Annotated in this window: 17 protein-coding genes; 12 read left to right on the top strand and 5 right to left on the bottom strand. The window is 42.1% G+C overall.

Annotation, left to right across the window (positions count from 1 at the left end):
- The first annotated feature begins 136 nt into the window (after window positions 1-136).
- From V7K53_RS25880 to V7K53_RS25860, 5 genes are all read left to right on the top strand, one after another.
- Complete coding sequence (locus V7K53_RS25880; RefSeq protein WP_335200386.1) at window positions 137-283, top strand: hypothetical protein; 147 nt, start codon at window positions 137-139, stop codon at window positions 281-283.
- A 287-nt stretch (window positions 284-570) separates the two neighbouring features.
- Window positions 571-1,803 (top strand): glutathionylspermidine synthase family protein, encoded by a 1,233-nt coding sequence (locus V7K53_RS25875; protein WP_335200385.1) that lies wholly within the window; start codon window positions 571-573, stop codon window positions 1,801-1,803.
- A complete protein-coding gene (locus V7K53_RS25870; RefSeq protein ID WP_335200384.1) occupies window positions 1,796-2,590 on the top strand; it encodes a hypothetical protein in 795 nt (264 codons plus the stop codon). Before V7K53_RS25875 ends, V7K53_RS25870 begins: the two co-directional genes overlap by 8 nt.
- Window positions 2,591-2,770: 180 nt before the next feature.
- Window positions 2,771-4,192 carry an FAD-dependent oxidoreductase gene (locus V7K53_RS25865; protein ID WP_335200383.1) on the top strand — a complete coding sequence of 474 codons (1,422 nt, stop codon included), beginning with the start codon at window positions 2,771-2,773 and terminating at the stop codon, window positions 4,190-4,192.
- Between the two features lie 154 nt (window positions 4,193-4,346).
- Window positions 4,347-4,625 (top strand): hypothetical protein, encoded by a 279-nt coding sequence (locus V7K53_RS25860; protein WP_335200382.1) that lies wholly within the window; start codon window positions 4,347-4,349, stop codon window positions 4,623-4,625.
- On the opposite strand, the gene V7K53_RS25855 is transcribed toward V7K53_RS25860, so the two are convergent.
- Window positions 4,571-5,299, bottom strand: a complete 729-nt coding sequence (locus V7K53_RS25855) for a hypothetical protein (RefSeq protein WP_335200381.1) — start codon at window positions 5,297-5,299, stop codon at window positions 4,571-4,573. The two genes, V7K53_RS25860 and V7K53_RS25855, sit on opposite strands and share 55 nt — an antisense overlap.
- 77 nt (window positions 5,300-5,376) lie before the next feature.
- Window positions 5,377-5,592 (bottom strand): hypothetical protein, encoded by a 216-nt coding sequence (locus V7K53_RS25850; RefSeq protein WP_335200380.1) that lies wholly within the window; start codon window positions 5,590-5,592, stop codon window positions 5,377-5,379.
- Window positions 5,593-5,876: 284 nt separating this feature from the next.
- Between V7K53_RS25850 and V7K53_RS25845 the strand changes: the two genes are divergently transcribed.
- Window positions 5,877-7,412 (top strand): phytoene desaturase family protein, encoded by a 1,536-nt coding sequence (locus tag V7K53_RS25845; RefSeq protein WP_335200387.1) that lies wholly within the window; start codon window positions 5,877-5,879, stop codon window positions 7,410-7,412.
- 86 nt (window positions 7,413-7,498) lie between these two features.
- Here V7K53_RS25845 and V7K53_RS25840 read toward each other — a convergent pair whose 3' ends face one another.
- On the bottom strand, window positions 7,499-7,732 hold the full coding sequence (locus V7K53_RS25840) for a hypothetical protein (RefSeq protein ID WP_335200379.1): 234 nt from the start codon (window positions 7,730-7,732) through the stop codon (window positions 7,499-7,501).
- Between the two features lie 205 nt (window positions 7,733-7,937).
- Here V7K53_RS25840 and V7K53_RS25835 point away from each other — a divergent pair, with 205 nt between their 5' ends.
- Window positions 7,938-9,119: a low temperature requirement protein A gene (locus tag V7K53_RS25835; RefSeq protein WP_335200378.1), complete on the top strand. Its 1,182-nt coding sequence runs from the start codon at window positions 7,938-7,940 to the stop codon at window positions 9,117-9,119.
- Between the two features lie 1,122 nt (window positions 9,120-10,241).
- Window positions 10,242-10,514 carry a GlsB/YeaQ/YmgE family stress response membrane protein gene (locus tag V7K53_RS25830; RefSeq protein ID WP_289794511.1) on the top strand — a complete coding sequence of 91 codons (273 nt, stop codon included), beginning with the start codon at window positions 10,242-10,244 and terminating at the stop codon, window positions 10,512-10,514.
- A gap of 199 nt (window positions 10,515-10,713) precedes the next feature.
- Here V7K53_RS25830 and V7K53_RS25825 read toward each other — a convergent pair whose 3' ends face one another.
- Entirely contained in the window at window positions 10,714-11,136 is a 423-nt protein-coding gene (locus V7K53_RS25825; protein ID WP_335200377.1) for a hypothetical protein, read from the bottom strand.
- Between the two features lie 381 nt (window positions 11,137-11,517).
- Here V7K53_RS25825 and V7K53_RS25820 point away from each other — a divergent pair, with 381 nt between their 5' ends.
- Window positions 11,518-12,537: a pentapeptide repeat-containing protein gene (locus tag V7K53_RS25820; protein ID WP_335200376.1), complete on the top strand. Its 1,020-nt coding sequence runs from the start codon at window positions 11,518-11,520 to the stop codon at window positions 12,535-12,537.
- A 311-nt stretch (window positions 12,538-12,848) separates the two neighbouring features.
- Here V7K53_RS25820 and V7K53_RS25815 read toward each other — a convergent pair whose 3' ends face one another.
- Window positions 12,849-13,031 (bottom strand): hypothetical protein, encoded by a 183-nt coding sequence (locus tag V7K53_RS25815; protein WP_335200375.1) that lies wholly within the window; start codon window positions 13,029-13,031, stop codon window positions 12,849-12,851.
- 44 nt (window positions 13,032-13,075) lie between these two features.
- On the opposite strand from V7K53_RS25815, the gene V7K53_RS25810 reads away from it, so the two are divergent.
- From V7K53_RS25810 to V7K53_RS25800, 3 genes are all read left to right on the top strand, one after another.
- Complete coding sequence (locus V7K53_RS25810; RefSeq protein ID WP_335200374.1) at window positions 13,076-13,621, top strand: hypothetical protein; 546 nt, start codon at window positions 13,076-13,078, stop codon at window positions 13,619-13,621.
- A 53-nt stretch (window positions 13,622-13,674) separates the two neighbouring features.
- The gene (locus V7K53_RS25805) at window positions 13,675-14,025 is read left to right on the top strand and encodes a hypothetical protein (protein WP_335200373.1); all 351 of its coding nucleotides are present in this window, start codon (window positions 13,675-13,677) and stop codon (window positions 14,023-14,025) included.
- Window positions 14,026-14,163: 138 nt separating this feature from the next.
- Window positions 14,164-14,813: DNA/RNA non-specific endonuclease (locus V7K53_RS25800; protein ID WP_335200372.1), on the top strand; the 650-nt coding region annotated here is incomplete at its 3' end.

Below are 14,813 nucleotides of genomic sequence, written 5' to 3'. Positions count from 1 at the left end.
GAAGTGAAGCCCACGCCAGTACGTAGAGCAGAGACATTGGTGATGAGTGCTGATGCTCTGCTGAAGTGGAAAGCGCAGATTTTTGAATATCAGCAACGGGTGAGAGAAACCAAGCCAGTGCAGCAGGTGAGGCTGTTTGCGTTGGCATGATAGTTTTACTGGGCGGCTCTATTTCCATCCAGAAATTGCTTACACTAACCGTTATCCAGAATTTGATCAACTATATACCCCATCAGCGTTATCAGGAGCAAACCAAGAATTATTTCAGGCGTGGCTATGGTAGTGTTGCTCGTCTTAAATAATTATGCCTTCTCATTTTCTTCTGGCATAACTCGGATGAACGCGTTTTCTATCTCATCAAGTGCTTTGTCTATGGCATCCAATTGCTTGCGATTTTCCCACTATTGAGATGTACGGAGTTTTTTCAAAAATCAAATAAGATTACTATATTATGGTTGGTCATTTACTCAGAAGCTCCCAACAAAAGGGAGGTATAGGGCATCTTACATTAATGGTACTGTACAAGCAGCCCAGCATAATTACGAGTTATAACCTACGGTTGGCACTAAATTGGATCTCAATTGCTACTTTGAACAATGGCAATGTTCACCTCAACTAGATAAAAAAACATTTACTCAAATTCGCAGACACTTGGCACTTAAATGCTTTAAGTGGGATGCCCAAATCGGTGATGTTAGTACCCTGGCTCCCTTTGCTTTAATCCTCCCAACGTTGGTTTGGCAACAATTAGCAACACTTGCTGAAAAACTGACATCTGAAGCAAATACTGCTGAATTGCAAATATTGCAACGTCCCGAACTGATGAGGCAATTGGGTTTACCTCGTCAAATTGTCAAAATACTTTCCGAAAAATCCGTACAACCATCACCAGCCGCAGCCCGTGTTGTACGATTTGACTTTCATCCCACATCTGATGGTTGGCGGATTTCCGAAGCAAATTATGATGTTCCCGGAGGTTACACCGAAGCTTCAAATTTCTCAAAATTGATGGTGCAACAGTTTCCTGGTACAACATTGGCAGGTAACCCAGCGAATAAACTTGTTGATGCTTTGACACAGACAATACCACCAAAAGGACATATTGCTTTACTGTCTGCTGCTGGGTACATGGAAGACCAACAAATTACTGCTTACTTAGCTGAACTCTTGCGTCAGCGAGGATGTAATGCTTACTTAGCAACACCTGAGCAAATAGTTTGGCACAATGGTTTTGCTCATCTCAACAGTGAGTGGTATCGTGGTTCTCTAGATGCAGTAATGCGCTTCTATCAAGGTGAATGGTTAACTAAGTTACCTCTAGATTGCAATTGGTCATACTTTTTTCACAGCAGTCAAACTCCTATATGTAATCCTGGGTCTATGTTGCTTGTTGAAAGTAAGCGCTTTCCTCTTGTCTGGAACCAGATTAATTCGCCCCTGGATACTTGGAAAGCTTTGCTAGCTGAGACTCATGATCCCCGCCGTGTCAATTGGGTTACAAATCGCCATTGGCTATTCAAATCAGCTTTTTGTAACAATGGGGATACAGTGACTATGCTCGGCATGAGCGACCGCACCAATTACATCCCGACAATTTGTAATATTTTACTTGACCCTAACAACTGGATTGCTCAACGTTATTTCCAAACCTTACCCCTGACAACACCTCTAGGAATTATGTATCCTTGCATAGGAGTATATACGGTCAACGGTAAAGCTGCTGGTATTTATGGGCGCATTGCCCCCAAGCCACTAATTAATTTTGCCGCTATTGATATTGCCGTACTAATTCAAGATGGATGAATCAACTGTTTTTGACCTTTGGTCTCCCGCAGATAGCATTTGGTCGCCTTGGGTGAAACCAGTATTGTTTGCCCACTTGCCCAGAAGATTGCCAATAATTACGCAATTACCAACGCCAGATTTCAGCTGGGTTCCACCTGCTGGGCAAGGTAAGGCGATTGTAGTTGATTTAGCTGGAATGGATTCCGTGTTTCTCGGATTAGCATTAGCTAAAAAAGGATATCGACCCGTACCTTTATTTAATTCTTGTCCTTTGCCAACTGCATTTGTTCAAAAACGAAATTTATCTCTAGAAGCAACGAAAGAATTGACGAGAGTAGATGTAGAATCCATTTTGGCAACATTGGTACAGGGCTGTGATAGCTTGCACCAACTCGATTTGCCCGACAATGCACCCCCCGCCTTCTTGCTAGATGCTAATCGTCAAGGTAATTCTTTAGCTTTTCGTATTGTTCCAGAAAATTTATTTGACAATCGTTCTGTAGTTTTTATTACAGATTTTCCTAGTGTAAATTTTTTCACTGAACAACGTATTAATAGTGTGATTGTTGTTCGCCAATCGGATCGCAAATTTGCTAGCGATTTGACTTATATATTAAATACTTGGCAAAAAGCCAACCTCTCACTCAGTTACAAGCCTTTATCTGACCCGCGTCCTATTCAACCTCTGAAGATTTGGGCATTTCCTTGGCTAGGAATTTGGGTAAGATTGATTGCTAATCTTACTCTCCATAAGCGTCCTAATGGGGGTTTTGGCGGATTTATCCCTTCGTCCTCCAGTGGTTAAACCTAATTAGAGAATCGGGGCAGGGCTTGAACTTTGTTAGACCATTGATTGGCGATGCACTTGAATTAGGCGGCTACGCCATCGCACCACTATCAAGCAAGTATGGCACGGTGATGCCTTGTATGTTCAGATGAGAGTCTGTAACTATGGATTCATGGATATCAGATGTTCAATTCAACTATGACCCAACCAAACGAACGCCACGCTCTTGTCATTGGGGGAAGTATCGCTGGACTGCTAGCAGCGCAAGTGCTGACTAAATACTTTAACCGGGTAACAATTATTGAACGCGATCATTTGAGCGCTCAACCAGAACAGCGTCCTGGTGTACCCCAAGCTCATCATCTCCACGTCTTACTCAAACAGGGTTTGGATATCTTAGAACAGCTTTTTCCAGGTATCCAGACTGAATTAGCGGCATCCGGCGCAGTCGCCATTAACGCTAGTGCTGATTACCTGTGGTATGGCTTAGGAGGATGGACACCCCGCTTTAATTCCGATTTGAACTTCTACAATTTAAGTCGGAACCTACTCGAATGGATTATCCGCCGTCGTTTAGCTACGAATAACCGTGTTGTATTTGTACAAGCAACAATTGTTACTGGATTGTTGTCTAACCCCAACAAAACTCAGGTCACGGGTGTGCAGGTACGCCGAAAATTTGATCAGAGGCAAGATAACTCTCCTAAACAAACAGATTTCACTGCTGATTTAGTAGTAGATGCTAGCGGACGTAATTCTCTCGCTCCTGGGTGGTTAGAAGCAATGGGTTATACACCGCCAAAAGAAACTGTGATTAATTCCTTTTTGGGCTATGCTAGTCGCTTATATCAACTGAGAGAAAACTTTCCGGCTGATTGGCAGGGTGCATTGGTAACGGCAAAAGCCCCAGGCACGCGCGGTGGTGTAATGTCTGCAATCGAAGGAAATTGTTGGATAGTTACACTTGCTGGAATTGGTCGAGATTATCCACCAACTGACGAAGCTGGGTTTTTAGACTTTGCTCGTAGCTTACGCAATCCAATTATCTACGAAGTAATTAAAGATGCTCAAGCCATTTCGCCTGTGAGAGCCTATCACCGCACGGAAAATAGGTGGCTTCACTATGAAAAACTGTCGAGATTGCCGTCAGGGTTTGTGGTAGTAGGTGATGCTGTTTGTGCTTTCAATCCCGTCTATGGACAAGGCATGACTACTGCGGCTCTAGGTGCATTGATGTTAGATGAGTCTTTGAATAAGCAATTATCTCACCATGCTGATGGAAATTTAGTCGGGCTATCTCAAAGCTTTCAAAAGCAACTTAGCAAAATAATTGCAGTCCCTTGGCTAATGGCAACAGGTGAAGATTTTCGCTGGCATACTACTGTGGGCGGACGACCCAATTGGATGACGCAACTCATGCACTACTATCTAGATCAAGTGTTGCTGCTGGCTGCCCAAAGCCCTGACATCCACAAGCTTTTCTTAGAAGTGATGCACCTACTTAAACCCCCCAGTGTATTTTTCCATCCCAGTGTTCTAAGGCAGGTGTTACAGCGAATCATCAAGAAGAGCGATCAAAACTGGAATAGAACTGGGGACAACCTGTTGATAGATCAGTGATTTTCTGATTGCTTACCGAATGAACCGTCAGCGATCGCTTAAATAAATTTCAGTTCATCTTAAACATATCCGCCCAATTGAATTCACTCATAAGTTGTTTTCGAGATGAAAAATCAATAGAGTTAGGTGGGCGCTATTGTTTTGTTAAAGTGCGATGTTTGCGACGGGCAACTCTTGGAAACGCTGCGCGATCGCTCCTAGAAAATACAAGCGACGAAAAATTAAACGAGGTAGAGGAGCGATCGCACTTGAATTAGGCGGCTACGCCATTGCACAGACTATCAACTCACTTAAAACTACAAATAAAGTGGTAATTATGAGCGTTTTGGACAAACATTTCGATTTTCTACGGAATGACGCTCTAATACATGATGATAGTCAATCAAAGTTAGCATCAAATACTAATGAACCGTCAGTTGATAGTACGATGTAGCGATAGTTACGTAGAGCCGAACGCCAAAATTGCCCCAATTGCTTGATGTTGTAGCCATTGGGTACATTAATTTCAAAATAACCGTGTTCTGGAACCCAGCCAATCCACATACCATTGTTCGCTTGAGTGTAGCCCATTCTATTCCAGAACAAATTGCGGATTGATCGCTCTTGCGCCTCGCTAATGGGTACACGCACTTGTCGCCAAGATGGACGGCCAGCATTCCGCAGAGCTTCACGAGGCAAGTTGGAGGGTAGCCATCGCCCAACACTGTTGTAATACCAGCTATAGCGTGCCTTTTCTGTTAACATATCAAACCGCGTACAAGCGTCATACACCGCCGAAAGCAAGCGGCCATCACTGGCATAAACGCTATGTAAGTAATTGCCGAGTCGTAGCAAGTTGAGGGCTTCCTGTTTGTGTGAACCACGCAGCCGATCGAAACTTGCAGCTAGGGTAATGCGATCGCCAATTAAGCGTTCATACACTTTTGTTGTGCCCCAAGGGTAAGTTTTTTGGTGCTGTAATTCATCCCAATTTTGCTGCACTTGAGGTTGCACTTCCTCAAGCGGCTGAACAGAACCAGGACAGTTGGCTTGCGCCTCTGGTATAGCAACTAAAAAGTTTAGTGTAGAAGCAATTGGTAATATCCACAATAAATTTTTGTATATCATATTACTTAAAATGTAAGATTTTAACTAGAGATTTCCAAGATTAATACTTTTATCTACAAGCCCAACTACAGATTTACTCAAAGATAGGGGAGAAGTAGGGGAGGTGCGATGGTGCGGAGCGCCTGCCGGAGGAGATCGCCTACACGCCCATAGTCCAAATTCTTAGAGTCAAAGTTGCACCCCCAAACAGCGATCGTCAGTAGCAATAATTTTGAGCGATGCCGTTCGCGGAGCGTCTCGTAGAGAAGGCGACAAGCTACGCATTTATCGGGACTTAAACATTTTTGAGGCACAAACAATCCTCAAACCCATACAGGGCAAGAAAAATACACTAAATGCTCAAAAATAAAAATGCTTAAAACCCAGATATATCAAGAGACTAGACAAAACGATGCCAAAGTCTCTCTGTATATAAATTTGAGGCTTTTTTCTGGCTACTTTTTGTCTAAGTCCTACTAACAAAATTCCCGCAAGTGAAAATGACACAGCAAACCCAAATATTAGAGAATCTGCTTTCTCCTGAGTTATTGAGAGTGAAAAACTTGGCACAATAACTATAGATTATGCACTAATGACTATGAACCAAAAAGATGTAGTTGTAATTGGTAGTGGTATAGGGGGGTTGAGTTGTGCTGCTGTTTTAGCGCGATATGGCTTTGATGTGACTGTTTGTGAGAGTCATACAATTGCTGGTGGAGCGGCGCACAGTTTTGAACGTCAAGGATTTAAGTTTGATAGTGGCCCTTCTCTTTACTCTGGGTTGTCTTACACTCCTTCCGTTAACCCTTTACGACAAGTGCTAGATGTAATTGGTGTGGATTTGCCATGTGTGACTTATGATACTTGGGGTTGTCGGCTACCAGAAGGTGATTTTGATACATCTGTGGGTGCAGAACAGTTTTGTGAAGTGCTGGCAAGGCTGCGAGGTGAAGATGCAGTTTCCCAATGGCGACGCTTGCAAGCGGTGATGGCACCATTAGCCGCAGCGGCGAGCGCTCTCCCTGCATCTGCATTACGTTTAGATATAGGTGCAGCTTTAACTATCAGTAAATTTGCTCCATCGTTAGCTAAACATACTGCCAATATTCTCAAGTTAACGGGGTCTTTTGAGCGGATCGTGAATGGTGTTGTCCATGACCCCTTTATTATTAACTGGTTGAACTTGTTGTGTTTTCTCCTCTCTGGACTACCAGCATCAGGAACTAACGCTGCCGAAGTCGCATTTATGTTTGCGGAGTGGTACAAACCAGGAGTAGCGTTAGATTACCCTGTTGGTGGTAGTGGTGCTTTAGTCAATGCACTGGTGCAAGGACTAGAAAAACATGGCGGGAAATTAATGTTAGGCTCTCATGTTGAGCAAGTTTTGGTACAAGGTAAACGGGCGGTAGGTGTCAAACTGCGAAATGGGGAAGAAATTCGGGCGCGGCGAGCAGTTGTTTCTAATGCTTCGGTATGGGATACGTTAAAACTATTACCAGAAGGAGCAGTACCAAACAAGTTCCGTAGCCAACGCCAAGCCATACCAGAGTGTGATAGTTTCATGCACTTGCATCTCGGTATTGATGCTCAAGGTTTACCAGCAGATTTAGCTTGTCATTATATTGTGGTTAATGATTGGCAATTGGGCATTACTGCACCGCAAAATGTAGTAGTAGTATCAATACCCTCAATTCTTGACCCATCCCTTGCACCCCCAAGTAAACACGTAATTCACGTTTACACTCCTGGTAATGAACCTTACGCACTTTGGCAAGGGCTAGATAGGAGAAGCCAGGAATATGAGCAACTAAAGCGATCGCGCGCCGACGTGATGTGGCAAGCTTTAGAACGAATCATTAGCGATATCCGCACCCGTTGCGAAATCACCCTGGTTGGTACACCCCTCACCCACGAACGTTTTTTACGCCGCCATCATGGTTCCTATGGCCCGGCAATTTCTGCCGCTAAAGGTTTATTTCCTGGTCACGGTACACCTTTAGCGGGGTTGATGTGCTGCGGTGACTCCACATTCCCCGGCATCGGTTTACCCGCCGTCGTCGCTAGTGGGATGATTGTTGCTAATACCCTGGCTCCTTTGAGTAAGCATTTAGCTATGTTGGAGGAAATAAGTTAAGGACAAGACTGGCTTTTAATCATTAGCCCTCGGACAACTTATCGACGGAGTAGCCGTGCCATTAATTACCTTTGGTATAATCACCATCACTTCCAAAGCCAGGTTCGTAGGAATTCCCTAGTTGTAACTAAAAAGGAAGCTTGGGAAATAGCGATCGCTCGTTCAGCGTAAAACAATAGCACTTTCCCTACCTCCTCTTGACAAATTCTGTTTTTGCTTAACTGGTCACAAATTGAACATAGCTTTGCGGCAATGACAACGGCTTTTTCAAAGTCTGCGGGATTCACAATGCCCAAAAGAGAACGTTTTTCCTCATTCAAAGGTAAGTTTGGCGGAAATTACATTTCCAACTTTGGAAAGCAGAATGCGATCGCGTTTGTTGCATAATAAGCAAACAACAAGATTCCTGAATTCTTTAAAAGTCAAGGATCTAAGCCTTGTAACAATGCTGCCATATAGATGTGCTAGATAGCCAATTGCTTACAGCTAATGGTAAAAATCAATTAGCGATTCGCAATTAGCACTATGGCAAATTTTCTCCAACCGCCAAGGTTACGCATTGGTGAAGACACAGAAGAAGAACGACGTGCCACTTGGCTAGAACTGTTTTATGATTTGGTTTTTGTCGTTGCAATTTCTCAACTCGCCCACAATCTCAACGAGGATATTTCTCTATCAGGATTATTTGGGTTTGTAGTTCTATTTATACCAGTTTGGTGGTCATGGATTGGCACTACATTCTATGCCAACCGCTTTGACAGCGATGATGTGGGACATAGACTGCTGATTGGTTTACAAATGCTGACAGCAGCAGCGATGGCTATTAACATCCACCACGGTTTGGATGAGAGTTCCCCTGGTTTTGCCATTTCCTATGCTTTTGGTCGAGCTGTGCTTGTAATAGAGTACGTCCGTGCTGGAAGACATATCCCCTTTGCACGTCCTTTAACTACTCGCTACGCTATTGGTTTTGCGATCGCAGCCTTGCTGTGGTTAATATCAGCATCTGTACCCATTCCTTGGCGGTTCGGATTTTGGACGCTGGGAATTGTTATTGACTTTGCTACACCCCTAACAGGACGTAAGTTTCAGATCGGGTTACTCCCCCACGCCTCGCACTTACCGGAACGTTTCGGGCTATTCACCATTATTGTTTTGGGTGAAGCAATCATTGCAGTAGTCAATGGTGTCTCTGAGCAGAAATGGGATGTTTTGACCGTAATTTCCGCCGTGTTTGGTCTAATTATCGCCTTTAGTTGGTGGTGGGTTTATTTTGATAACCTGGGTGGTAAACCTATTGAGATGGCGCGGACACATGGAAAAGTTGGTGTTGTTAATCTCTGGCTTTACACCCATTTACCGCTAGTGATTGGGATTACTGCTGCTGGAGTCGGTGTAGAACAAATCTTGTTGAGTAAGCCAACTTTAACACTACCCGATTCCCAGCGATGGCTCATCTGTGGTTCAGTAGCATTATGCTCTCTAGCTGTCAGTATTCTCCATAGATTTGGGGTGATCCGTTATTGCAAAATCCGTTCCCAGTATCGACTTGCGGGTGCAGTCCTGCTGCTAGCGATCGCCTTTTTAGGGAAAGGTTTGTTACCTGTTGCAGTCATTAGCCTTGTAGCTGTAGTTTCTGCTGTCCAAGTCGTTCAAGATTTGTATCAAAGCCGTCCCACTACCCGCTTGGTTGACCCAGAAATCTAGCTTTTAGCGTAGTGGCGCACAGATGTGCGCCACTGCGATGTATCCATGCAATTGAAATATGAAAAATTTTCATGACCAAGGCTTAATTGAACTCTTGAGTCACAACAAAAGATTACTTTCGAGCCAAGCCTGTCAATATTCCTAAAATTACCATCCTGCTCGACCACGGCTATCATCCAAACACCATCAGCACTGCCCTACAAAAACTATATCCACAAGTCCTGACCAAGATAGAAGTCAACTTGCACCTAAGCCGACGAAAGCCGAAAAAGCAGCTTAAGGCAAAGCAGAATTTGTCCCAATTGCAACACGATGGATCATTGAACGGTAGGCGAACTCGATCATAAAAGCCCCAGTTTTAGGCTGCCAATTCCGCTCTTAACGGATACATTACCCTACAATACAGTCGTGTTGAGCGACAAAAAAAGCAAGAAAAAAATCCTGACGATCAATCTATAAAATTTGTAACTTAGCTCGTAGTTCAGCCAAATTCGATTGCCCTCCTGTATAGATATAAAATGGGTTCTATAAAGGTATTCACTATGCATTAACTGGGGACAACATTAATTGTCTCCTATATATTTATTTTTATCAAAAACCGCTCTAGCTTTGGTCTAGGGCAGTTTTGTATTGCACGGTAGAAGTCAGATTCGCAACTGCACTTAATGGTGAATCATCCACCTGTTGTCAGCACTCCAAATTCTGGTACAGTCAATTATTTACTCGATTCTGGAGAAATATTGCCCTAAATCCCGGAAAAGCAAATACAGTGAATATCTAGATTAATTTTATATAAATCCGTACTTTTGGCAGTCTAGTTATGCTTTACCTTATCAAATTAATATTCTGCTTTCAAACTTAGCTTAATTCTTAAAGTAGATGAGATAAATCATTAGAAATGCATATACTGCAATTATCAAGCAAAGAATTTATCAGCTCCTGGTTTTAGACCAACTAGGAGCTTTTTTATTTATTATCCATTGGATTTAGTGGGTATATCACCAGAAGTAACAGCATTCATCCTCAAGGCTATTAATAGTTGGTTCTGTTGGTAGATTGAATGTCAATATTTAGATTGCTATTGTGTATTTGTCAGTAAAAAACGTCTATCAAATTAAAACAATGAATATTCTTGCTTGGATTGTTTTAGGTCTAATTGCTGGTGCTATTGCCAAGGCTATCTACCCCGGTCATCAAGGTGGCGGAATTCTCGGAACAATCTTATTAGGAATCATCGGTGCTTTTGTTGGTGGCAGTCTGGGTGTATTCTTCAATACAGGAACCTTTACTCTAGCAGCTTCAACTCTTAGTATTCCCGGTATCGCGGTAGCAGTTCTTGGTGCAATTGTTGCAGTCTTCTTGTGGAACGCGTTAACTAGCCGCAGTGCTTTGTAATCAATCAAATTGGAATTAATTAATCGTAAAAATCAGTCCCCTCATTTCACTATATTTTCTCCCTGAGCTTAACTTATTTGAATAGCGCCTGCCTATATTTAGGTAGGCGCTAATATTATTTTGTTGGGGTGCGATGCGGTTCAAGCGATCGCCCCCGTAAAATACAAGCGAGGAAAAATTAGACCTCTTGGGCGAGCGCCTAATTGAGCCAAAATCCACCTACTTTTCCATCTTTGAGGCTAAGTCTAGCTAAGACATCATCACTGCCATCAAAAAATGTCAGTTTCCATAAATAAACTTGATATCCTTGCTGATTCAGATTTCCCAAGAAAACTGCTGAATACCCTTTTTTGATGCGAGGAGCCAACTGTCCACTAACTTGTGTAAATGCTTGCTTTGTAATGCCTTCTTTAAAAGCAGCATTTCCAAGAGAAATAAACTGAGTGTAGTTGTTTTGTTCAATAGCATTTATCAGGCTTGTAAAAGTTCTTTGTACAGACTGTTCTGGTTGATTACTTTTAGTTGCTAATACTAGCTCGTTCACAGCTTGCACGTTTTTTACAGCTAAGGTCAAAGGTGACATGATAACAACTGCTGCAAATACAAATCCCATCTTATTCATTTATTTTGTTTACCTCCTTAAAAACTGATTTAGTTAAATATATTCGTAAAAGCAGGGTATTAAACTGGTATTATGCCAAAAATCCCCGACTGCGTAGGCGTAGCCCGCCGTAGGCATCGCTCTCTATGTGAAGTTGGTAGTCAAAAGCTTGAAACGACCAAATTCCGTTAATACACAAGATAGTATTTTTGCGAGCGTGCGTAAGTTCTAGTTACAGCACTTTCGGCAGCTATGAGGTACATCCTCAAATCTGAAAGCTTTGATAGGAGAGGGCAAGGAGAAAAACTGTATTGCATAATAGCCGGAAGCGCTGTATATATCAGGAATTAGGTACTACCCGAATGAATATAAATATATGTGTATTCATGAGAGTTACCGACTATGAGCGTGCAAGAACCTCTGAATGGCTGGAACACAAAGCGTAAGCTACTAATAATAGTGCTAGCTATTGCTGGAGCTATTGCAGTTCTTCCTGTATTGTACCGAGTGAATTGGGTTGGATTCGGTGCCGACTCTAATAAATCAGTAACTGTAGAAGAGGTAATTAATCCTAGAGATGGAAAAATTGTTAAACTTACAAAAACTACTGAGCATTTTCAATCAGGTAAAACACTTTGGGACTGGTTAGGGCTGGCTGGTACACTTGCGATTCCAATTGTGTTGTACCAATTTCAGCGTAGTGAAAAACAACAAGTTGATATTACTTCTCGTGAAGAAGCGATGCTGGCTTACTTCAAACATATTTCAGAACTACTTATAGACAAAGAACTAAAACTGTTAATTACTAAAAAACAAGAAGATACTAATTTCAAAGACCCTAAACTAAATGCATTACTAGACGCAGCGCGCGCGTGTACTTTATCAATACTACGCAGGCTAGATAAAGACGGAGAACGCAAAGGACGTATCATTCGATTTCTAAGTGACGTAGGATTGATAAGTGAGTTGAATTTAGAACAGGCTGAATTGACTAATGCCAACTTAAATAATGTTAAACTCAAGGGTGCTAAATTAGGTTACGCAAAATTAAGTAACGCTAACTTAAGTCTTACCGATCCACGCATTATAAAAAGAATCAAGAAAGCATTACCAACATTATCAGGTTGTGTTGATGCTGAAGTTCTGCTATACTGCGCTGACTTACAAAATGCCGACTTGAGCGGACGCTTTTTGCCTAGTGCTTGCTTCAAAAGTGCTATTCTTAAAAATGCCATTCTTAAAAATACTGACTTAAGCAATGCCGACCTTAGCAATGCCGATCTGCGTAACACCGATTTAACAGATGCGAACTTAAATGGTACTGATTTAACTGATGCCGACTTGACAGGTGCTATCTTACCAGATGGTAACAAGTATGAATTGAGACAACAGCTTAAACAATTTGGAGTTGGTAACTGTTAAAAGTAAATCAAAATTACTCCTCGGTCAGTCAGGGCAAACGCATCTAAATTACTCTCGATCGCAACGAAGGTTAAGAACCAACGTAAAAATCTTTCCTTTCGCGTTTGATTATTTTTTATGTCCCAAAGCGATGTCTGCGACGGGCTACGCCTACGCCTAAAATTTTCGCAATAAGCAAAATTTAATGAGATTAGTTTTAACTCTATTGAGAATAGATTTTTCTTATTGACATGACGCGGCCCCCCTGCTCGGTCAGTAATGCAGTTTTGATACTTCTTAGAGGAAAAGTTGCACTCAGTCGAGCGATCGCCTCACCCTAAATAATTACAAGCGAGGAAAAATTGGAAGTGCGTAGGCAAGCATTTACCGTAGGCATCGCTACCTGTGCTGGATAAACTGGTACTATGCCAAAAATCCAAGAGTGCGATCGCTGTTAAAACTGCCTCTTTTAATCCCCGTTTAGAGAGCGCAATTTCCAGAGGGCTTTTAATCAAGTTGTGGCATAATTTTTTAAACTAGCAATACCTTAAGTCAGGTTATGTTTAAAAAATTAGCAGTAGGAATTGGTTTTGGGATACTACTCGCTGTAAATCCTATAGCTATAGGTGAGAATAACAGTTCAAACTATCATATTAATTTTCTTGAAAAGTCCACTAAAAAAGCAATTGATGTATCTAAAATATCCATAGGTGATATGAAGCTGGGGATGAAAGAAAAGGAGATTATCAAAAAATTGGGTAAACCGAAAAGTCGAACTACAAAGTATGACGATGTTTGTTATGGCGCATATATTACTACTTGGAATTACGATGGCTTAGAAATTGAGGGGCTTTCAAATTCTAAGAATGCAAGTACCAGTGAAGTGCATCAAATTACTGCTTCTAGTTCGCGTTATCCTACTGAGAACGGGGTAAAGGTAAGCAATCGCATAAGTACGGCTCAAAAAGCATACTCTACATTTTCATCAACAATTGATAGTGAAAAAAATTTAGTATATCCAAATGATGCTTATGGTGGTTTAGTATTTTCGAGCAACAAACAGAGGAGAATTAGACAAATCAGATTATTGGCAGCATCCTGTTAAGCAAATATCTTGTTAATAGCAGAAATCAGTTTTATAACAACTAAACTGCTACTATGCCTAAGATTCCAGAGTGCGATCGCTGCCTTCTCTACTCACACAATCCTCACCTCGTCTGTGTTGTACACCCAACAGGGCCACAGGGGGATAGCTGCTTGGACTTTCGACTTGACCCCAATGCCGAAGCAGAAGAGTTATGGCAACCAGAGAGGGCCAGTTATTACAACGGTGAATTGATTGTGCAACCACAGCAACACTGGACACGCGAACAGCAGCTAGAACTAATTAACTGGCATCCGATGTTTACAGGCAGATGCCCCCAGTGCAATGCTGAGTTTGACCGGGACTGGTCAGCACGGGTGCATTGGGACTGCCCGGAATGTGGTTGGATGGATGATACCGTCTGAAGTGTTCATCCTCTTCTCATAAAGAAAATGGGAGACAATCCCTTTTAAAACTGTTAAGTCTAGAAAAAAATTTTATTGGTAGTCGCTTCCTGTTCTAAACTTCAGGAAAGAATTCAAAAATCAGTAAAATAGACAGTTATGGTCAAGCGATTTTCATTTTTAGGAAGTTTATTAGCTGTAACGGGAGTAATCTTTATTAATTACCCAGCCACAGGTGATAACAACTTTGGCAGCGTTCACCTAATAGTAGGTAATCCTAGTGATGCAACCAAAGACTCCAATGATGCAGATAATTTGTTGTTGATTAAAAAGCAGAATGCTCTGTCTTACAACAAAAGTAAATCTATTGCTAACTGGGTAAGTTGGCAGCTGAACCAAAAATGGTTAGGTAATACTAAGCGCTGCCAAGGCGTTCAAGATGGTTTTTCTCCAGATAACACATTACCTTCAGGGTTTAAACCTGTTCTGCCTACTGACTACAAGGGAAGCGGCTTTGATCGGGGTCACTTGACCCCATCAGCCGACAGAACGGATAATCCTGCTGACAACTGTGCTGTTTTTCAAATGACCAACATTATTCCCCAGTCGCCCGATGTGAATCAAGGGCCTTGGGAAAAATTGGAGCGATATAGTAGAGAGCTTGCCCAGCAAGGTAAAGAGCTTTACATAATCGCTGGCGGCACTGGCACTGGAGGAGAAGGAACTAATGGTTTCAAGTCTACCTTTACAGGCAGGAGTTCTGGCAATAAAATCAATGTTCCTGCTAGTTCTTGGAAAGTGATCCTTAT

Origin of the sequence: Nostoc sp. (assembly GCF_036917355.1) — a bacterium.
Taxonomy (GTDB): domain Bacteria; phylum Cyanobacteriota; class Cyanobacteriia; order Cyanobacteriales; family Nostocaceae; genus Nostoc.
The sequence above is the reverse complement of the archived record's forward strand: the minus strand, read 5'-3'. Positions and strand labels throughout refer to the sequence as shown.